This is a genomic window from Natronorubrum tibetense GA33 (assembly GCF_000383975.1).
GTDB classification, from domain to species: domain Archaea; phylum Halobacteriota; class Halobacteria; order Halobacteriales; family Natrialbaceae; genus Natronorubrum; species Natronorubrum tibetense.
In genome coordinates, this window is the sequence record NZ_KB913017.1 from 20,790 (window position 1) to 40,622 (window position 19,833).

At 62.2% G+C, this 19,833-nt stretch carries 17 protein-coding genes; 6 read left to right on the forward strand and 11 right to left on the reverse strand.

The window, feature by feature from the left end:
• Positions 1-62 precede the first annotated feature (62 nt).
• From NATTI_RS0100120 to NATTI_RS0100130, 3 genes are all read right to left on the reverse strand, one after another.
• The gene (locus NATTI_RS0100120) at positions 63-1,511 is read right to left on the reverse strand and encodes a cryptochrome/photolyase family protein (protein WP_006091384.1); all 1,449 of its coding nucleotides are present in this window, start codon (positions 1,509-1,511) and stop codon (positions 63-65) included.
• A 110-nt stretch (positions 1,512-1,621) separates the two neighbouring features.
• On the reverse strand, positions 1,622-2,494 hold the full coding sequence (locus NATTI_RS0100125; protein ID WP_006091385.1) for a phosphatase PAP2 family protein: 873 nt from the start codon (positions 2,492-2,494) through the stop codon (positions 1,622-1,624).
• Positions 2,495-2,655: 161 nt separating this feature from the next.
• The gene (locus tag NATTI_RS0100130) at positions 2,656-4,413 is read right to left on the reverse strand and encodes an ABC transporter substrate-binding protein (protein ID WP_006091386.1); all 1,758 of its coding nucleotides are present in this window, start codon (positions 4,411-4,413) and stop codon (positions 2,656-2,658) included.
• Between the two features lie 441 nt (positions 4,414-4,854).
• Between NATTI_RS0100130 and NATTI_RS0100135 the strand changes: the two genes are divergently transcribed.
• Positions 4,855-6,021, forward strand: a complete 1,167-nt coding sequence (locus NATTI_RS0100135; protein WP_027119010.1) for a tubulin/FtsZ family protein — start codon at positions 4,855-4,857, stop codon at positions 6,019-6,021.
• Positions 6,022-6,057: 36 nt separating this feature from the next.
• Here NATTI_RS0100135 and NATTI_RS0100140 read toward each other — a convergent pair whose 3' ends face one another.
• Positions 6,058-6,450, reverse strand: coding sequence for a hypothetical protein (locus NATTI_RS0100140; protein ID WP_006091388.1), 393 nt, complete (start codon positions 6,448-6,450; stop codon positions 6,058-6,060).
• Here NATTI_RS0100140 and NATTI_RS0100145 point away from each other — a divergent pair.
• Entirely contained in the window at positions 6,449-6,646 is a 198-nt protein-coding gene (locus NATTI_RS0100145) for a hypothetical protein (RefSeq protein WP_006091389.1), read from the forward strand. The two genes, NATTI_RS0100140 and NATTI_RS0100145, sit on opposite strands and share 2 nt — an antisense overlap.
• Positions 6,647-6,912: 266 nt before the next feature.
• Positions 6,913-7,062, forward strand: a complete 150-nt coding sequence (locus NATTI_RS26340) for a hypothetical protein (RefSeq protein ID WP_006091390.1) — start codon at positions 6,913-6,915, stop codon at positions 7,060-7,062.
• A gap of 51 nt (positions 7,063-7,113) precedes the next feature.
• Here NATTI_RS26340 and NATTI_RS0100155 read toward each other — a convergent pair whose 3' ends face one another.
• The 4 genes from NATTI_RS0100155 to NATTI_RS0100170 all read right to left on the reverse strand — a co-directional run bounded on the left by NATTI_RS0100155 (position 7,114) and on the right by NATTI_RS0100170 (position 12,009).
• The gene (locus tag NATTI_RS0100155) at positions 7,114-7,812 is read right to left on the reverse strand and encodes a 6-hydroxymethylpterin diphosphokinase MptE-like protein (protein ID WP_006091391.1); all 699 of its coding nucleotides are present in this window, start codon (positions 7,810-7,812) and stop codon (positions 7,114-7,116) included.
• Positions 7,813-8,045: 233 nt separating this feature from the next.
• Positions 8,046-9,239 (reverse strand): dihydropteroate synthase, encoded by a 1,194-nt coding sequence (gene folP / locus NATTI_RS0100160; RefSeq protein WP_006091392.1) that lies wholly within the window; start codon positions 9,237-9,239, stop codon positions 8,046-8,048.
• A gap of 77 nt (positions 9,240-9,316) precedes the next feature.
• Positions 9,317-10,528, reverse strand: a complete 1,212-nt coding sequence (locus tag NATTI_RS0100165; protein WP_019991515.1) for an AMP-binding protein — start codon at positions 10,526-10,528, stop codon at positions 9,317-9,319.
• Between the two features lie 242 nt (positions 10,529-10,770).
• Entirely contained in the window at positions 10,771-12,009 is a 1,239-nt protein-coding gene (locus NATTI_RS0100170) for a Cdc6/Cdc18 family protein (RefSeq protein WP_006091394.1), read from the reverse strand.
• Positions 12,010-13,310: 1,301 nt separating this feature from the next.
• On the opposite strand from NATTI_RS0100170, the gene NATTI_RS0100185 reads away from it, so the two are divergent.
• Both NATTI_RS0100185 and NATTI_RS0100190 read left to right on the forward strand, forming a co-directional pair.
• A complete protein-coding gene (locus tag NATTI_RS0100185) occupies positions 13,311-14,078 on the forward strand; it encodes an RNA methyltransferase (RefSeq protein WP_006091395.1) in 768 nt (255 codons plus the stop codon).
• Positions 14,079-14,180: 102 nt separating this feature from the next.
• Complete coding sequence (locus tag NATTI_RS0100190) at positions 14,181-15,206, forward strand: hypothetical protein (RefSeq protein WP_006091396.1); 1,026 nt, start codon at positions 14,181-14,183, stop codon at positions 15,204-15,206.
• 96 nt (positions 15,207-15,302) lie between these two features.
• Here the strand turns inward: NATTI_RS0100190 and NATTI_RS0100195 are convergent, their stop codons facing one another.
• Positions 15,303-15,980, reverse strand: a complete 678-nt coding sequence (locus NATTI_RS0100195) for an HTH domain-containing protein (RefSeq protein WP_006091397.1) — start codon at positions 15,978-15,980, stop codon at positions 15,303-15,305.
• 126 nt (positions 15,981-16,106) lie between these two features.
• Positions 16,107-17,192 carry a DMT family transporter gene (locus NATTI_RS0100200; RefSeq protein ID WP_241434375.1) on the reverse strand — a complete coding sequence of 362 codons (1,086 nt, stop codon included), beginning with the start codon at positions 17,190-17,192 and terminating at the stop codon, positions 16,107-16,109.
• Between the two features lie 180 nt (positions 17,193-17,372).
• Here NATTI_RS0100200 and NATTI_RS0100205 point away from each other — a divergent pair, with 180 nt between their 5' ends.
• The gene (locus tag NATTI_RS0100205; RefSeq protein ID WP_006091399.1) at positions 17,373-17,855 is read left to right on the forward strand and encodes an Lrp/AsnC family transcriptional regulator; all 483 of its coding nucleotides are present in this window, start codon (positions 17,373-17,375) and stop codon (positions 17,853-17,855) included.
• 49 nt (positions 17,856-17,904) lie between these two features.
• Here NATTI_RS0100205 and gatE read toward each other — a convergent pair whose 3' ends face one another.
• A complete protein-coding gene (gatE, locus tag NATTI_RS0100210) occupies positions 17,905-19,773 on the reverse strand; it encodes a Glu-tRNA(Gln) amidotransferase subunit GatE (protein WP_006091400.1) in 1,869 nt (622 codons plus the stop codon).
• Positions 19,774-19,833 lie beyond the last annotated feature (60 nt).

The window sequence follows — 19,833 nt, forward strand, 5'->3', positions numbered from 1 at the left end:
ATAGCCGCTGCAACACCGGAATACGAACGGTAGCTATCGCCGATTCGTCACTCGATGGGGGATCACTCCGAACTCGTCCCGCGCGCTCGTTCGAACGCTTCGATGGCCCGCTCTCGACGGTCGGCGTGGTCGACAATCGGTGCTGGATACGCCGGCGCGGCGTGCTCGCGGTCGGCCGGATCGAGGTCTTGCCAGCCGTGAATCTCGTCGACCGTCGCGTCGGCGAGTTCGGGAACGTACTCGCGGATGTATTCGGCGTCCGGGTCGTACTCCCGGCCCTGCTTCGTGGGATTGAACACCCGGAAGTACGGTTGCGCGTCGGTGCCGGTCGAGGCCGCCCACTGCCAGCCGCCGACGTCGTTTGCGGTGTCGTGATCGGCGAGTTTCCGCCGGAACCAGTCGTACCCCTCCCGCCAGTCGATCAGCAAGTCTTTCGTCAGGAAGGCGGCGACGAGCATCCGAACGCGGTTGTGCATCCACCCCTCCGCCAGCAGTTGGCGCATTCCCGCGTCGACAATGGGATACCCCGTCTCGCCGGCCTTCCAGGCCGCGAGTTCGTCGGGGTCGTTTCGCCACGGGATCTCGTTCTCGTACCCGCTAAAATTCTCGGTAACGGTTTCGGGGTTGAACGCGAGGACGTGCGCGTAGAACTCCCGCCAGGCGAGTTGGCGCTGAAACGCCGCAACGCTCGCTCGCTGCTCGTCCGTCTCCGCGCGGTCTCGAGCCCGTTCCGTCGCCGCGTACACCTCCCGAACGCCGATCGTCCCCCACTTCAGATGAACGGAGAGCCGCGAAGTGGTGTCTGTGGCGGGAACGTCTCGTTCGTCCTCGTACAGGTAGATATCGTTAGCACAGAACGACTCGAGTCGGTCGCGTGCAGCGTCAGGCGTCACCGTCGGGAGCTCGAGTGTCGCTCCTCGGTCTGAATTCCCCGTCCGCTCGGCTTTCGGCTCGTCGAACCCGAGTTCCGTCGGCGAGGGTAACCGCTCGCCCGAGACGGTCGCGAGGTCGTCCGCGGTCGGTGCAGCTACTGGATCGCGTTTCTCCCGATCCCGCCACTTCTTCCAGAAGTACGAAAACACGGCGTAGTGATCGCCCTCGTTCGGCGTGATCGATCCCGGTTCGTGGTGGATCGCGTCGTGGACGGCCTCACAGTCGACTCCCTCGTCCTCGAGCGCCGCCGTGACCGCTCGATCGCGTTCGGCTGCGAGTCCGCTGTACCCCTCACTCCAGACAACCGTCTCGGCCTCGTAATCGGCGGCAATCCGCGGAATCGCTGCGCTCGACTCGCCGCGGACGACGAGCAAATCGGCGTCCCGCTCGCGGTACCACGCTCGGAGCGCCTCAAGCGCCTCGAGCAGGCACACGACCCTGACCGGCGAGGCGTGCTCGAGGATAGTCGAATCGAGGACAAACACGGGGACGATCGGCTCGTCGTCGACGGTGACGGCGCGGGCGAGTCCGCGGTTGTCGACTCCGCGAAGATCGCGACGGTGCCAGTAGACGACCATACCGTACTCGAGACACCGAACACCGAAAGAATCCGGGTTGCGGCGACCTGGGACTGCCGTCGCTCGCCGCGATCGGGGCCGATTCGTCGACAGCGGACGCTGCCGGTCGGCTACTCCTTGTCGGTGTTGGGCGACTCGAGACGCGTCCCGAAGAATCGGCGAACCGATGCGACGATACCCTCGACCGTGTAGTTGACGGCGATGTAGACGCTGACGAGTGCAAGCAGGGTTCCGGCGACGACGTCGGCAAACCAGTGAATGCCCAGATACATCGTCGAGAGCGAGACGCTGATGGCGAGGAAACCCGAGATGGGAACCCACACCTGATATTTCTCACGAGTTACCCACGCCAGAAAGAAAACCGTCATCGCCAGGGACGTATGCAGCGACGGGAAGACGTTCGTATTCTGGTTGATCTCGTTGGTGAGCGTCCGGGACTGTGGAAACGCCTCGTACAGCAGCCCCTCGAACAGCAGCGGGTCGACGTTTCGCGGCCCGAACGCGATAAAGAGCGTGTAGAAGAGGAGACCGATCGCGTAATTCGCGGTGAACGCGAGCACCAGCATCGACAGCTCCTCCATCTCGTCCAGCGCGAAGTACGCGATGAACGGGAACAACAACAAGAATGCGTAGCCGTAGATGTAAATAAAGACGAAAAACGACGTCAGAACGTCGGTCTGGAACGACTGGAGAACAACCACTGGATCCGTGCCGAACAGCGCCCGGTCGAACTCGAACAGATACGATGTGATGTTGTTCCGAAGCACGTTCCGCTCGAGTCGCTGCACGACGTCCTGTGTCGACCACCGCAGGAGGAGTACGACTGCGAGCGCAGCGAACGGCAGGAGACAGGTCTCGAGTCGCCATCGAAACTCCCGCAGCGCGCCGACCACGTTTCGCGGGCCGACGATGACGAGCGTCGCGGTAACGAGCATCGCTACCACGGCGAGCGTGAGCTCGAACAAGACATCGATGAGAGCCATTCGGTATACTTGTCAAGAGTTTTGTCCCCGAGCCATTAACTCTTTCACAGTTATCCTCACACTGTTCGAATAGAGAAAATATCGGCCTCAGAACGGCCGTTTCGGGCAGCGTGTCGCGAGGCGTCACCGGTACTGAGCGGGAGCTATCGGTTGGACGGCCCTCACTTGAGCAGTTGACCGTCGTCGTAGTTGTAGCCGATATCCTGAAACAGCGGCCGACTCCGTGACGTGTCGACCGACCCGTCGGTGCCGGGAAACGCCAGGATATCGGGATCGGGATCGGCAAACTCGGCGTCGTCGTGCTCCCACGCGTCGTCGTGAATGCCGGCGAGCGACGGCGTGTCCTTCGCTTGCGTGGCAAACCCCTCCAAGACTTCAGAGACGATGTGTTGGCGGTCGATCAATCTCGCACAGACTCGTCGAAAGTTCGGGTTGCCGAGTTCGGCGTGCTGGCTGTTGAAGCCGACCATGTAGAACGCATCGGTCGCCTCCATCGTCGTCGAGACGTTGGATGCATCCCGGATATCTTCGACGGTCCCCGGTGGGATCTCACTCGCCGTCACATCGATCTCGCCGTCGATGAGCAAGTCCCGCATCGCACCCGAGTTCGGAGCGACCTGAAACCGAATCCCTTCGAACCGTGAGAACCCCTCGAGCACCGACGGTCTGTCCGACGTTCCGCGGAAGACGTGGGCGTCGAACGGCTCGAGGACGACCTCGTCGTCCGTCGAAGCGTCCACAAATGCGAACAGCCCGGAACCGATCGGGTTCTCGTTGTCGTGGGTCATCGCCACCGTTTGGCGCTCGGTGAGCAGTTCCGATCGATCGGCCCAGATATGCTCGGGAAGAAGCGGGATCGTCAAGGCTCTCGCCGCAACCGCTCGCGTCGTGTTGGTAAAATAGAGTTCGATCGTCCGGGAATCGACGACGTCGGTCGATTCCACGAGCGTTTGCCGACCTCGGAATCGCGGTGCGGGGATCCCGCCGTCGACATCGCCCAGCGACGTGTCCTCGATGCACTCCAGCGTAAACGCCACGTCCTCGGCATCGAGCGGTTCGCCGTCGTGCCACTCGAGTCCGTCTCGAAGGGTAATGCGCGTCCGAAGTCCGCCCCCTTCGTGCCACTCGGCGCTCTCGGCCAACCAGGGGACGTACTCCCCGTCAACCCGTCGTGCCAGTGGATCGTACAGCAAATCCAACAGTCCCTCGATCCGGTTTCGATCGACGGCCAGCGGATTCAACCGCTCGGTGAGCCCTTCGCCGAACACGCCAATTTCGAGCGGATCGTCTCGCGGTCCGTTAGCCGCGTGAGCGCAGAGTTTGAGGTATCCCAACGCATCCCGCGGCGGGGCAGGGACCTCGAAGCTCTCGCGAGCCCCGGTTATTCGGTACGGATGTGCAACGGCCGTAAACGGCACCGACTGCAGCAGGTAGTCGAGCAGTTCGACGAGTTCCGCGGGACGGTCGTCCTCGGTCGCTTCCCGCTGTGTTTCGAGGTGGTCGTCAGCCGCCAACTCGGTGAACTGAAAGGGGTTTTGCCACCCTTGCTCCCCGATGAATCGCGAGTGCAGCAGTCCGTACAGGGCGTCTGGATCGTCAAACCCGGGATGTCTGGCGACGAACACGTCGTAATCACCCTCGAGCAGGACATCCCGATACAGTTCAGCTTTGGCGACGGGTTCGGGAGACGCGTCGATTCCCGCGTCGCTGTAGTTTTCCCGGAGCCTGCTCGCAATCGTCGCAGCGATCGGATCGTCGTCCGCCGGCACTGCCTTGATCGACATCGAAACCTGGTCCTGGCCGGGGGTTTCCGCCTGTGACCAGAGCCGATCGAAACAGCCAGCAAGAGAACTCATGGCGGCGACACCACTGCCTGCAAGGAGTCCCCGCCGGGTCGTCGACGGAGCGACGTCTTCCATACGCCCCGGGCTACGCCACCACAGCGTATAGGACTTACTCTCGAAACGACATCTTGACGAGCGGCTGTCTCGATCAGCGGATTCAACGATTGAGGCCGTCGAACGGCTTGCTCCCCTGGAGAGTGCAAGTCGTTTCGAACGGACTCGACCGGGACGGGCCGGTCGACCGATCAATCCTTCGCTGAGCTTGGGCAGTCGAACCTTCGCTGGGAATAGGCAGTCGAACCCGGACGATGTCTGCCGGAGTAGCGAGTGGCAAATTCGTATACGCGATAAAGACGGTAATGAGAACATGAATATATTTTCATACAGAATATGCGAGCCATAACAATAGGGGATCATGGTATCTGATCGCACGTGGTTCCCGTTCCCCACATCGCGGTCGATCGATCCCGTTCCATCGATCGCCCGTACCTCGAGGAACGGCCACGAGAGACAGCTATGAAACTCGCACTCATCGGATTCGGTCAGGCAGGCGGGAAAGTAGTCGACCAATTTCTGGCGTACGACGACGAGATCGATGGCGGCTTCGTCGAGAGCGGACTCGCGGTCAACACCGCGACGACGGACCTCCAGGGTCTCGAGCACGTCGCCGACGAGAACCGGGTCTGCATCGGGCAGGCGCGCGTCAACGGCCACGGCGTCGGTGCCGACAACGAACTCGGCGCTGAGGTCGCGGAAGCGGATATCGACGAGATCCAACACGCGATAGATCGAATTCCGACCCACGAGGTCGACGCGTTCCTCGTCGTCGCCGGCATGGGCGGCGGCACCGGCTCCGGGGGCGCACCTGTCCTCGCGAAACACCTGAAGCGGATCTACACGCAACCCGTCTACGGGCTCGGAATTCTGCCGGCGACTGACGAGGGCGGCATCTACACGCTCAACGCGGCCCGCTCGTTCCGGACGTTCGTTCGTGAAGTCGACAACCTGCTCGTCTTCGACAACGATGTCTGGCGCAGCGCCGGCGAATCCGTCGAGGGCGGTTACGACCGGATCAACCGCGAGATCGTCGAACGATTCGGCCTGTTGTTCGCCGCGGGCGAGGTCGGCCACGGCGACCACGTCGCCGAGAGTGTGGTCGACTCCTCCGAGATTATCAACACGCTCTCGGGCGGCGGCATCTCGACGATCGGCTACGCGACCGAGACCGTCGAAACGGACGACGGCGGCCTCTTTTCGTCGTTCACCGGGAGCGACGACGACTTCGACGATGGCAGCGCAACCAATCGACTGACCAGTCTCGTCCGCAAGGCGACGCTGGGGCGGCTCACCCTCTCGTGTGACGTCAGCAGCGCGGATCGCGGTCTGGTCGTCGCGACCGGACCACCACGGAAGTTAAACCGCAAGGGCGTCGAACGCGGTCGTCAGTGGCTCGAGGACGAGACGGGAAGCATGGAGATCCGCGGCGGCGACTACCCGATCACTGGCGGTGACGAGGTTGGCGCGATCGTCCTCCTCTCGGGCGTGACGGACATCCCCCGTATCGATCAGCTTCAGCAGGTCGGAACCGAAGCCAAGGAGACGACCGAAGAGGTCCGGGCCAGCGCCGAAGACGAGTTTGCGTCGCTCGTCGACACGGGCGGCGAACTCGACGCGCTCTTTTGAGACGACAATCCGGAATCCGCGTTCAACGACAGCGCGTCAGTTCTCGGACGCCGGCGGACGAATCACGTGGTCGACAGCGTCGCGGAACTGTGGACTCTCTCGATACCAGAGCCAGCAGCCGACGTCGGCGACGATGATCGAGTTGGCGACGACCCCGACGACTGACGCCAGATAGGCCGCCGCACTGTTCCCGGAGACCGCGAACACGTTCGCCGGGTTGTCGTGGATGAGAAAGAAGTAGCAGACGAACCAGGCGTTGGGCAGCAGCGACACGACGAGCAACGGTGCCCCGTAGGCGTAGTTCTTGAGCCAGATCAGGGTAAACGCGAGTAGTGGACCGAACAGGCCGACGACGGCCAGAAACGCCGGTTGTCCTTCCGTGAACGTCGCACCGACCATCGACTGTGCGGCGGCGAACAGTCCCAGCATGATGACGTACACCACGACGGGTACCGTTACCGAAGCGGTCAGACGCCGCAAGGAGTCGTCCACCGAGTCGGCAACTCCCTGGCGACTCGTCGTCGACCTGTTCAGCGATGCCGAGGGAATTCAGGCTCCGTTCGGTGGCGGTGGGGCGGCCGCTCGCTGTCGGCACCTCGAACGGGACGGATCGTCGGTCGAATGAGGGGTAATTCGAGCAGTTATCAGTCCGTCAGACACTGCTATCGGAACTGAAACGAGATGTTGAATCGCGATTGCTACCGATCTAATACCCCGGACGGCACGCGGTAATCGTCTCATTACGGCCGTCTTACTCGATGGCATTGACAGTGCATAATTATCAAAAATATTGTTATTCGTGGTAAGAAGAGTATAACGAAACCCAATATAACCAACTGGTCGAATATGCGAAGTGAGAGACACTCGACCCGGGCATCGACACCGTCACGAATGCGGCGCGCACTCGAGTCGGTGTTCCGCCGAAGCGAGGGGCGAACGGTCATCGAGGAGTGCCGGCGGTGTGGAACGACCCTCGAGTCGGGCGAGCCGGAGTGTCCGGCCTGTGGCCGCGACGATATCGTGAAGTACCACCTCGAGTGAAGTCGGAGGCGTTCGGCTCATCCTCGTGTCACCCGATCCGTTACGGCATCGTCACTCGAGCGGAAGCGCACTCGTATCGATCGCATCCCGACGACCGTCCAGCACTGCGAAGCGCTCGTTACGTCGGGACTCGAGCCAGTAGAGCAACCGTTCGGCCCACTCGAGTTTGCGGGCTTTCGTCGGCTCCACGGTGGGGTCGTCCAGGTCCCAGCCGACGAAGACGAGACGAGCTGCCCCCAGGTGGTCGGCGAGGAACGCCGCCCGGTCGCCGTCGGTGAACCCGCCGAAATTCTCGACGGGACCGCGGGGTGCGGCCTGCGTCGTGGGGAGTACGAACTCGTCGGTACAGTCGGGGACGACGGCACGAACTGCCGGGAGGTTGTCGCCGTGTGCGTGGACCGCGACCGGAACCCCCGCGTCGGTCAGTCGACGAACGGTGTCGGGGTTTTTGTCGAGGTCAGTTACCATGCAGTCGACGCGGATCCCGTGGTCAGCGAGCACATCGGCTGCCGTCGACGCCGCGAAGACGACATCGGCTCCGCGTGCTCGCTCGAGCGACGTGTCGTCATCAAGCGAAGGACCAGCGCCGGCGACCGCCACCGTCGCGTCGCGAGCGGCCGGAAGTCGCTCTCGGTCGAATCCGTCGGTCAGCGAGGCCAGCACGTCGCGCGCTCGCTCGTCACCGGCACGGTCGTAGCCGAAATCGGCCAGAATCGCCTCGTAGACTGGCTTCCACTCGTCGAACTCCATACTCGAGATGCGGTGTGGAGTCGTATCTGTATTCGGGATTCGACGTCGGAAGCCGTAGTCGACCTACGACGGCACTCGAACAGCCACTGCTACTCCACTCGAGTTGTCACTCATCGGCGTAGTTCTACAATAATTTCGTGTTGTGGGCCGGGGGTCGCCTCCAAAGTACCCCTACCCGGGAGGCCGCCCGGCGTCCACTTGCCCTTTTCGAAGCCTCCGGCATAAGCTTTCTCTTACCTCAGCATCGCCGCTAGCGAGTCGGCTAGAGCGCTTAGGTTGCTGTTTTCGTCGCGTAGCTGGTCTGATACGTCTGAAATTGCGGTTGTCGATCCCAGAACCAGTAACCGATCATTGTCAACACAGTACACGTCGGCATCGTACTCCGCGATGAGCGACGTGAACCGAACGCGATCGTCGGACTCGAGTCCGACAATCTCGACGGCCAGTGCCGACCAGTCGTCGGCAACCGTCGGATCGATGTCGCGCTCTGCTAGGTGGGTCCGAAGATCGCGACTCGAGTGGACGTCCAACCGGGAGACCGATAGTTCGCCGCGACTGTCGCTCGAGCGCTCGGTGAACGCGTTTCCGATCAGCGCCGCATCGCGCGTTTCGGCGACATCGTGGGTTCGGATTACGTGTGCGCCGCGCTCGACGGCCAGCGACGTGGCCGCGAGACTAACCGGCAATCGTTCTTCGGTCTCGCGCCCCGCGATTTCGCCGAGGAAGTTCTTCCGGTTGATCGAGACCAGCGTGGGCTGTCCGAGCGCACGGAACTCGCGGAGTCGGCGGAACGTCTCCCGGTCGTCCTCGAGCGTCTGGGCTTCGCTCCAGCCGCCGAACGCCGGATCGACGATCGTCTTGTCGGTCAGGCCGTTCTGTTTCAGGGCCTCGTACACCTGATCGACGTAGTCGGCCTGAGCTGCCCACTCAGGAGACGTTCGGGCGGCCCAGTCGGTCTCTTCGACCGCACCGGGTCGCTCGAGATCCGGCGGACTCGCCATCTTCGCGACGGCGACGTCGTACTCCTCACAGACGACCGGCATTTCCGGATCGGCAAAGCCCGCGATGTCGTTGACCATGTCGAACCCCCGGGAGAGCGCTTCGTCGGCCACCTCCGCGTACCGCGTCTCGATCGAGTAGATCGCGTCTCCGGAGACACTCTCGATCGTCTCGAGCGCAACGTGGAGTCGCTCGAGTTCCTCATCGGCCGAGAGCACGTCGAACCGTTTGTTCGCCGACTCGAGGCCGATATCGACGATGTCGGCCCCCTGGTCGATGAGTTCCTCGTCGACGTATCGAGCGGCGTCGCTGGGATCGTCAAAGACGCTTGGATCGTACGGGGACTCCTCGCTGACGTTCAACACGCCCATGATCCGGGGCGGATAATCGTCACCGATCCCCAGCCCCGCCGCGTCGACACTGTTCATACGCGGACTGAGGAGTGAAGCCTGATAGGTACCGCGATTGCGGAACCCGGGCACATCGGCGCTTGGTGCTACTGTTGTTACGGCCTCGAGCGACCGTAGATCGATTCCGTCTGATCACCGACCCGACTTACTCCCGTCTCGTCGCGGTCAAAGGCGTCGGTTCGAACCCAACGCGTCCCGTCGACAGTCGTGATCGTTTCCGCCGTCAGCGACGGACGGGCGACGTACTCGTCCATCGTCGTCGGGCCGCTAACTGACAGTTCGCCATCGGACTGCTCCTCGAGCGTACGCGTCTCGACCCCCGGCAACACCTCACTGAGCGTGTCGGAGTCGTCTGCGTCAGGGTGGACAAGGTGTGTCAGCCCCGTCTCCGGAGAACCCCGGTATCGGACTGCCGCCCCCGTCCGATCGTCGACGGCCTCCTCCGGCCGCGTCAGCGATGCTCCCGTCGTCTCGAGAACGGCGACGGAGTCGTCGACGTCGGCTTCGAGTTCACGGAGTGTGTCGTACTGCCGGGGCGAGCAGAACGCTCGATCCGCACCGTCAGTGACCAGCAACGAACGAGTCGTTTCAGGGTCCCAATCGGTGTGCGGGTGGTACTGTCCACCCTCGAGTATCGCGGCGTTCGCCCCGTACATGAGTTCGATCGGGTTCGACAGGGGGAGTGCTCCGAGATGACGGGGAGCAGCGTCCCCCTCGACGATCGATCCGCCGAGGTCGACAGCGGCGGTCAGCGCCGAGTGACTGTAGCTCACGCCGAGTGGCTCACCGCCGTCGTACCCGACGTAAGCGATCAGCCCTCGATCGGCGTCCGACTGGCGCACGATGTCAATGCCGGTTCGTGACCCCGCACTGTTCATTCCGTCGTTGTCGAGAAACGACGGGAGATCGATTCCCATTCGGGCATCGATATCGACCGTGATCGCGACGCGTACCGTGTCGACTCGGTTCAGAATACCCAGAAACGGCGTTTTGTCGGTGACGTACGCGTTCACTTCGGTCTCCCGCAGGACGGTCGTGATATCGGGACTGTCGTACTCGGTTGGTATCGTCACCGGAATACAGCCGTTTCTGAGCGTCCCGTAGAACGCGACGAGGAACGCTCGAGGGTTCGAGAGACGGATCGCGACGGCGTCGCCGGCAGCGATATCGCGGTCCTGAAGACCGCCGGCAAACGCGTCAGTCCACGACCAGAGCGTCGAAAACGTCGTCTGATCGCTCCCGGAGATGGCCACCTCCGATTGATTTTCCATCACCGTATCCTGTAGTCGGATCGTGATATTGGACATAATAGCCGAAGATAGCCAACGTATGTTAAACGTTCTCCCGTTATCGTATAAGAGTATTATTCACAAGTTGATGTGTGGATATGTCCTAGAAGATCGGAGATGGGTCGATCGTGCGCCACATTCGCTACTGAACGATCGAAGTCGCGGCCTGGCTCTCTCTCAGTGTCGCAGCAACTAAAGACAGGTTTCGCGTCTCAGTGTCTAAGCAATTGAGGACGGATTCCTCGAGCGTCCGTGATCGACTACTCCTCCTGGTCGTCCGCCTCGAGAACGGCCAGCCGCGAATCCCGTAGGAGCACTTTTCTGACGATCGAGGGGTTCTCGAGCAGCCGGTGTTTGGCGTGAGCACCGCGACCGCGTCCGCGACCCTCCCGTTCGGACTGAATCACGTTAAGGAAGTTTTGCTCCTGGAGGATCTCCTGGACCCGACGCTCGGAAAGGACATCGAAGTCGAGCTGGCGGGCGATCGATTTGTACTGGTTGTAGATAATCTTCGTCGGGAACTCCTTCTCAGAACTGTTCTCGGTGAGCAGCGTCAGCGAGTAGAGGATCGCCTTCGCTTGCTGTGGCGATCCCTCGATCAGCTCGTTGAATCGGTCGGCTTCGGTCTTCTCCTTGGCGTCGCGCACGTGATCCGCAGTGACCCGCGTCGCATCCTGTTTTTTTGCGATACGACCGGCGTTACGGAGGATGTCGATCGCCTTCCGCGCGTCACCGTGCTCCTGTGCGGCGAGTGCAGCGGTTAGCGGGATCACGTCGTCGGAGAGCACCCCATCGTGGAACGCGTCGCGCCGTTTCTCGAGAATTTCGACGAGTTGGTTGGCGTCGTACGGCGAGAAGACGAGTTCGTCCCGCGAGAGGCTCGATTTCACGCGCTCGGAGAGGTGGTCCGGGAAGTCGATCTTATTCGAGATGCCGATGATCCCGATACTCGAGTCCGAGATGCGTCGGTTCTCGCCAGCACGAGAGAGCTTGCGGAGGACTTCATCGTCCTCGAGCATGTCGATCTCGTCTAAGATGACGATGGTCACGTCGGTGCAGTGATCGACGGCCTGCCAGAGGCGTTTGTAGTAGTCGCCGGTGCCGAGGCCCCGGTCGGGGACGCTCACGCCGCTCTTGTCGGGTTCGTTGACGAGTTGCGCGATCGTCTTGACGATCGAGGCTTCGGTGTTTTGCTCGCCGCAGTCGATGAAAGCGTATTTGACGGTGATATCGTCGCGCTGTGCTTCGGAGATCACCCGCTGGGTGATCGATCGGGAAATGAGTGATTTCCCGGTACCGGTCTTGCCGAAGATGAACAGGTGGTTGGGCTCGCTCCCGAAGATAGCCGGGTTCAGGGCGTCCGCGACCCGCTGCATCTGCTCGTCCCGGCCGACGATCCGGTCCGGCCCGGGAAGGTGCGTGATCTCGAGCAACCGCTCGTCGGCAAAGACCGGATCGTCGTACCGAAAGAGGGGATCACGATCGTCGTTAGCGGACATTGCAATACCCGCACTCTTCCGACTGGATTGAAATAAAGCTATGGACTTCGTTCGCGTATGTAAATGTGAGGACTCAGGATCCTGGAGGCGGATATACAGGGGTATAATGATACAATCCTACTTTGCCGGCCTCGCGTATCTAACCCACGCACGGTGACGGTCCGGGAATGCGAAACACCCCCACCCCCCTCGCGTATGTAACGTGCCGACGTGAGTAGTCCAACGAGTGTGCGGTCGCTCAGCGATTCAAGAGCACCTCGAGTCGTCGTTCAGCGATCCGGGAACGGCCCTAGCCGTCGTTCAACCCGGCCGCGTCGTCGTCCGGGAACACTCCTACGATCACGTATAGATGTATCTTAAGATCACGCGGCAATCGACGCAGTCGGAGGTCGCAGACAACGAACGCAGTCGAAAAACGTCCGTTCCTCTGCAGAAAAATCCGACGGTTCGAAGCAATATCGAAGCGTCTGACGCCGAGATGGCCAGTTCTCGGGACACACACCCCCGTCGCGGATGTAACGGCGAATAGGTGGGTGGGGGGGAAACCTAATCCATCGATTTGGTCTTTTTTAGTGGTCAACCACCCCGCTTTTACATCCGCGATAAAGGTGTGTTGCAATTCAGACCCCCCACACGTGGACAGCCTTACAAACGCGAAGGGGGTGTGTCCCCCCTCCCATTATATGGATTTCGTTCCGGGAAACAGACCAAAACGGCCGATAAAACAGACCGCAACACTCTCAACGCTCGATCATCGGCCCCTGATGGATTCGAGAGACGGAACGAGATGGGGTGGAAGGTGACAGGACGAAACGGAACGAGACGGACGAAACGGGACGAGACGGACAAAACGGAACGAGACAAGGTGATCGTCTACTCACTTGGACTAATCATTACACATCTAGACTAGTTATCTAGTCTAGAACTAGTTAGAATATACCAGAGAGAATACGAGGGAGCACACAAAGAGTCTCTCTCGAGAATCACCGCCCCATCATCCGTCCAGTCGTGTCTACCCACCCACATCCGTTCGTTGCTTCTCTACGTCAACTGCCCTCCCGACCGGCGTCTCCCTGACGAATCGATCGTACTCGATCCTCGCCGCTCGAGACCATCGATGCCGTTTCGATCCGGTCGTCGCTCGAGACACTCGCGGTATCACCCCGACCGGGTCTCGAGGCTTATCGTCGACTCTCGGAGCGGTTCCTCGAGAACAGATCTCGAACGCGGACGCAATCGAACGACCGAACGCGGAACCGAAAGGATAACCCGTTTCTCGAGTCGATATCCGCCGACAGAGTATGAGCGAGGAGTCGCCCGAACCCGACAGTGTCGCTCGCCGCACGCCACCAGCAGTCGCCGTCGTCGACGCCCAGACGCCGGGGAACGTCGGCACCATCGCGCGAGCGATGAAGAACTTCGGCTTCGAGGACCTCCTGCTCGTCGATCCGCCGGAACTCGATCCAGACGGCGAGGCCTACGGCTACGCCGGTCATGCTCGCGAGGACATCCTCCCGAACGCGACCGAGATCACGTTCGATCACCTCGTCGAAAACTACCACACGGTCGGCTGTACGGCGGTGACCAACGAGGACGATCACAGTCACGTTCGATTCCCGTTCTCGACGCCCGCCGAACTCACCGATCGGCTGGCAACCGTCGAAGCGCAGACCGCGCTCGTCTTCGGTCGCGAACGCGTCGGCCTGACCAACGAGGAACTCGCGCGGATCGACGAAATTTGCTCGATTCCGGCCAGCGCGGAGTATCCCGTCCTCAACCTCGGACAGGCCGCGACCATCACGCTCTACGAACTCCGATCGCTCACGCTATCCGACGCGGAGACACAGCTCCCCGATCTCGAGCGATCCCGGGCCGCCGAACCGACCATCGATCGCGTCTACGACCAGTGGGCGGCACTCCTCGAGGAACTCAACCATCCCGAGGAGAAACGCGAGAAGACGATGCGAATGCTTCGACGCGTCTACGGGCGGGCGGATCTGACCGAGGGCGAAGCCAACACCCTCCTCGGGCTGCTCCGTCGAGCGACGGAACGGCCGGATCGACAGTGACTAGAGATGAATCAACGGCAGCAGATGTCCTGGCAGATAATTACAAAAAACCGCGACACTCGGCCACCACAATCATATACTCTTAGTGGACACCACTACTGGATGATCGACGTCACCCGACGACAGGCACTGTATCTCGCCGGCGCGGGGATGGCAACGCTCGCGGGCTGTTCGGAATCGTCGGACGACAGTGGAACCGACGACGGCGACGACGGAACGGAAGAGACGACCCAACTGGACGGTGAACTCCCGTCGTACGCTTCGCTTCTCGCCGAAACCGATCGGTCGACCTCGTTCTACGGCGCGATCGATTTCGAGACGATGTCCACTATTATCGACGACGAGGGTGCCGAAGCGGGCGACGAGCCCACGGATCCGTTGATCGGGAACCCCATCGTCGTCGCACTGCTGTGTTCGTTCGGTCTCTCACAGCTGGCAAATTCCAGAGCATCAACGTCGTACAGCGCCAACGACGAGACACCCAGCGGCGAGGGCGAACTCGTCTTCGTCGACGGCGTCTACGCACTGGTCGGCGAGTACGACCGCAACGGTCTCGCGGCTGATCTCGAGGACGAGGGCTACGACCGCGAAACGAGCGAGGAATCGTACGCGGTTTACACCCACACCGAGACCGGCGAAGCGATCGGGATGACCGACGAGGTGTACGCCTTCTCCTACCCGAATCCCGACGACGACGAGTTCGAGGCGGCCGCCGCTGTCGAGCGGACGGTCGAGACCGCAAGCGGCGACCGAGAGCCGAAACACGCGACCGACGACGAGTTCGAGGCGCTTCTCCGGGCCGGCGAACCGACCGGAATCACGCTCGGGCTGTACACCGCGGACGACGAGTTCGCCGCCGACGCAATCGCGGACGACCAACCGGAAGACGACGCCGAAGCTCTCGAGTTCGAGTTCGGCGCGTTCGAGGCTGCGTTCGGCGTTCACCAACAGCTATCGGTCGAGGATAGCGACGCCAGCGCCAGTGCCATCGTCACGTACGCCGACGACGACCGGGTCGACGTCGAGCGACTCGAGTCGTCGCTCGGCACGGAAACCGACTCGCTTGAGGTGACTCGAGACGGGACGGTCGTGTCGCTCGAGGCCGAATACAGCGGTGGTCTGGCGTAACTGAAGATCCGGATACTATCGATTTCATCGAGGAGGATCGGCTCGCCGGCAGGAGACCGTTGCGTTTCTCACGGTTCCGTATCGCAGTTGCTCGAGCTACTGCGGATTCGGAGGCGCATTCTCCGACTCGCCCGCTCGAGCATCTGTCGACTGCGAGACGAACTGACCCGTCTCGGAGACGGTGCCGGTCCAGCCGCAGTCGGGGCACGCGTAGAGTCCCTGGCCGTCGATCAGCGACTCGCCGCAGTCGGGGCAGTCGCTCGCGTTGGTCGTGGTCACGGTCGACGCCGACGGATCGCGCTCCTGCGTACCGCCCAGCGGCGTCGGAAGTTCGCCAGTCCGAAGCGACGCGATCACCTCGTCCGTTGTGAGCGTCTCCTCGCTCTCCTCGTCGGTGTGGGGGAAGACGCCGACTAATTCGTCGTCCGCGTAGAGTTCGAGACAGAGCAACGGCGTCACGAGAAGCTCGGTCGTTTCTCCGGTCACCTGAGAGGTCTTCGTGCGCTCCTGGAACGGCGGCCGAATGCTCACACCCTGATCGGCCGCCCACGCCTCGAATCGCTCGAAGCTGTCGAGAGCTTCCTGATAGGGGCTGTTGTCCGTCAGGGCGATCTCTTTCGGCCAACTACGGAGCAACAGATCGTCGATCGTCCCCTCGGAGTCGCAGGCCTGGAGGGTCTCGATCTGTCTGTCGACCGGCTCGAGCAACAGCGGTGCGCGCACGTGGCAGACGACCGTCAGGTCTGTCGACGTCGTAGTTGTGGGTGCTGTCATCGGATTATGTACTCGGGCCACGTTCTCCGATATAACTGTTTCTGGGAAGTCATGACGTGACACGCGAGGGCGACGGATAACGCAGCAGTCGATCAACGCCAAACCAACGAGAACCGCGGTTCGCCGCTACTCGGTTCCGTTCCGACGGTAGCTCTCGGCGTCGTCGTCGGTTCTTGTACCGACGCAATCGGTCCCACCATCAGTTCTCACTTCGGAGCGGTTGGTTCCACCGTCCGTTCTCGCGTCGGACCGCCGATCCAGGGTAATCGCCGGTCTGCTTCGGTCCTCGAGTTGCGACCGGAGCAGCGCGCGGAAGGCTTCCCGTTTGATGACGACGAAGCCGGCGAGGATCGTCAGCAGGCCGACGACCGTAAGCGAGTCGACCACCGAGCCGAGGATGATCCAGCTCACGCCGATCGCGACCGCCGGCTCGGCGTAGCCGACGAGGTTCACCTGAATCGCCCCGCTCCGGTCGAGCAGTTCGAAGTAGAGCAGGAACGCGAAGACGCCGGAGACGAGTGTCAGGTAGAGATACGACGCGAGTGCCGTCGTGGTCAGCTGGATCGCAGCCATCGACTCGCCCCGCAGGAACGCCCAGCCGAGCAACACGCCCGAGCCGAGCAGCATCGACCAGGCCTGGAGCGACTCGAGCGGCAGGTTAGATTCGATCGGACGGACGAGCACGCTCCCGAGCGCGAACGCGATGGCAGAGGCGAATACCAGCATCGCGCCGAACACCATATTGCCGCCGAGCGCCGCCGAGGAGGGCTGGACGACGAGGACGACGCCGACCAGACCGAGGACGAAGCCGACGACGCCGAGGAGGTTGAGCCGTTCGCTCGGAAGCAACACGCCAGCGAACGCGACCGTCAGAATCGGTGCCGTGCTGACGATCGTCGCCGCGACCGCGCCGGAGACGTACAGCTCTCCCAGGTATAACAGACCGTGATAGAGCGCGAAGACGAAGACGCCAGCAACGCCGATCACGAGCCATTCGGACAGCCCAGACGGTCGAATCCGGTCGGTCACGACAGCCGCGTATCCGAGAACGATCACGCCGGCCAGCGCGTAGCGGAGTCCGGCGAACAGGAGCGGCGGCACGTACTCGAGACCGATCTCGATTGCGACGAACGAGCTTCCCCAGCAGAGTGCAAGCATCGAAAAGAGCACCAATTCACGGTACTCATATCGAATGGAGGCGAGTGAAGTCATTTTCAGTTCGAAACGGATAGTCCTATTTAGACCCTTCTACAACGAGCTCCGAATAGACGAACGCAAAACCACACATATAGATCTAATCCAAATTGACCGCCATACTGAACAGCTAACTTGTAGATGTCTTCAAGTACATCAGACGAAGGATATATTCTGCACGCGGCCGACCGGACATGCATGGACGAACGCGACGTGCGACTCCTCAAGGCGATATCCGAACTCGAGACCGGGAGTCCGGAACGCCTCCACGAGGCGACCGGCATTCCCGTGTCGACGATCCACTATCGCCTCAGCAACCTGCGGGAGGAAGGAATCATCACGAACGACCGCTACGAGATCGATCTCGAGGAACTCGGGCTCGGCGTGACCGTCCTCGTCGAAGTCCACGCCGATTACAAGGGCTCCTACGAGACGTTTTCCGACCGGCTACTGACCGTCGAGGGCGTCACGAACGTCTACTTCACGATGGGGAAGACCGACTTCATCGTTATCGCCCGGCTGAGCAGCAGCGAGATGGTCGAGCGCCTGATCGCCGAGTTCGAGCAACTCGAGGGCGTCGACCGAACCGACTCGACGTTCGTCATCTCGGCGGTCGAAGAGCGCGACGCCTTGCAGAGCTACAGCCTCGAGACGCTGCTCGAGGAACTGACCGACGGTTAGTCGGCACGGAGAACGAACGAGATGAAGAGTTGGTTCGGTGTCGGCCAGTTCACGCGCGCTTCTGAATCTCTTCGCGAAGCACCTCGCTCACGAGGTCGCCGTCGGCCTTCCCGCGCAGCGCACCCATGCACTCGCCCATGAGTCCCGAGAACGCCTGCATGCCTTCCTCTTCGACCTGCCCTTCGTTTCGCTCGACGACTTCGACGATGGTCTCGCGAACGGCGTCTTCGTCCGCCGAGCCGAGGTCGGCCGCCTCGGCGGCCTCCGCTGCGGTCCGACCCGGCTCTTCGGCCAGCGCCTCGAGCAGGTCCGGAAGCCCTTCGTTGGGTACGTCGCCGGCGTCGACCATCCCGAGGACGGCTTCGATGTGCGAATCGGTGAGATTTTCCACGGGCACGTCGTCTCGCCGGAGTTCGGTCAGCGTCGACTCGAGGGTCGTCGCGGCGAGCGTCGGATCGGTCCCGTCGGTCACGACGTCCTCGAACAGCGGCATCCGCCGCCCGTAGGCGACCTGCTCCGCCAGTCCGGCGCTGAGGTCGTACTCGTCCTGATAGCGTTCGACCTTCTCGGTCAGCAGTTCCGGTTCCGGCACCTCGCTCGGGTCGGGTTCGACGGGCGGCACGTCCGTCTCGGGATACATCCGCGCCGCACCGGGCAGCGGCCGCAGGTAGCGCGTCGTCCCGTCGTCGTTTGCCCCGCGAGTCTCCTCGGGGACACCCTCGAGTGCGACGCCGGCGCGCTCGGCGACGGCCTCGATCGAGCCCTCGGCGACATCGGTTTCGGCGGCGACGATCGCGACGGCGTCCTCGGAGCCAGCGCCAACCGCCTCTCGAAGGTCCGCAACCTCCTCTTCGGTGACCCCGTAGGCCGGCAACTCGTCCGTATGGAAGATCCCGCCTGCACCGTGTCGCTTCGCGTAGTCGGAGAACTCGGTCCCGAGCCGGCGATCCGGCGCGACTTCGCGACCGACGATGCCGTCGAAACCGTACAGCGGAACGGCCATCACGGAGCCGCCGGAGTCGAGCGCCCCGCCGATGACGCCGCTGTCCGTCCCCTCGAAGACACCTGTCACGTCCTGCGTCTCGCCGACCGACGCCTCGCGGCCCTCGAGTTCCTCGCGAATCTCCACGAGTCGGGCCTGCCGAGCGACCTCGTTGCGGACGATGTCGTCGATATCGTCGAGGCTCTGGACGCCCTTGATCTCGACGCGAGCGCCCTCCGCGATGGAGACGTTGACGTCCTGGCGGATCGTTCCGAGTCCGCGCTTGACCTTCCCCGTCGAGCGCAGGAGCATGCCGATCCGCTCTGCGGCCTCGAGGGCCTGTTCGGGCGAGGAGATGTCCGGCTTCGTGCCGATCTCGACCAGCGGGATGCCGAGCCGATCCAGGCTGTATCGCACCCCCTCGTCGGTCTCTTCGACGCGCTGGGCGCTCTCTTCCTCGAGCAGGAGATCCTCGATCCCGACGGCACCGTCGTCGGTCTCGATCTCGCCTTCGGTCGCGATCAGCGTCGAGCGCTGGAAGCCCGACGTGTTCGAGCCGTCGACGACGAGCTTTCGCATGACGTTCGCCTGGTCGACCGGCTTCATATCCATCAGCTGGGCGATCTCGAGGACCGTCTCGAGCGCCTCGTTGTCCAACTCGTGTGGCGGCTCGTCGTCCTCCTCGACCAGACAGGTCGAGTCGTATGCGAGATATTCGAACTCTCGGTCGACCTTACTCTCCTCGAGGGCGGCCTGGTCGATCTCGCCGAGTTCGCTGCGCGTGGGGTGTAGGTAGCGCGTGAACGTCCGCGTCGACTCCTCGGGTTCGCGAAGCTCGGTCGGACACTGGCAGAACAGCTTCGTCGCCGTATCGAGTTGCTGGTGAATCTCCAGCCCGGCGACGAGTCCGAGCTCGTCGTAATCGTACTCGCTCATTGGCGGGCACTCGGAGGCGGAGGGGTAAAAAACCGTCCAGTTGCGGTCGGACTATAGTAG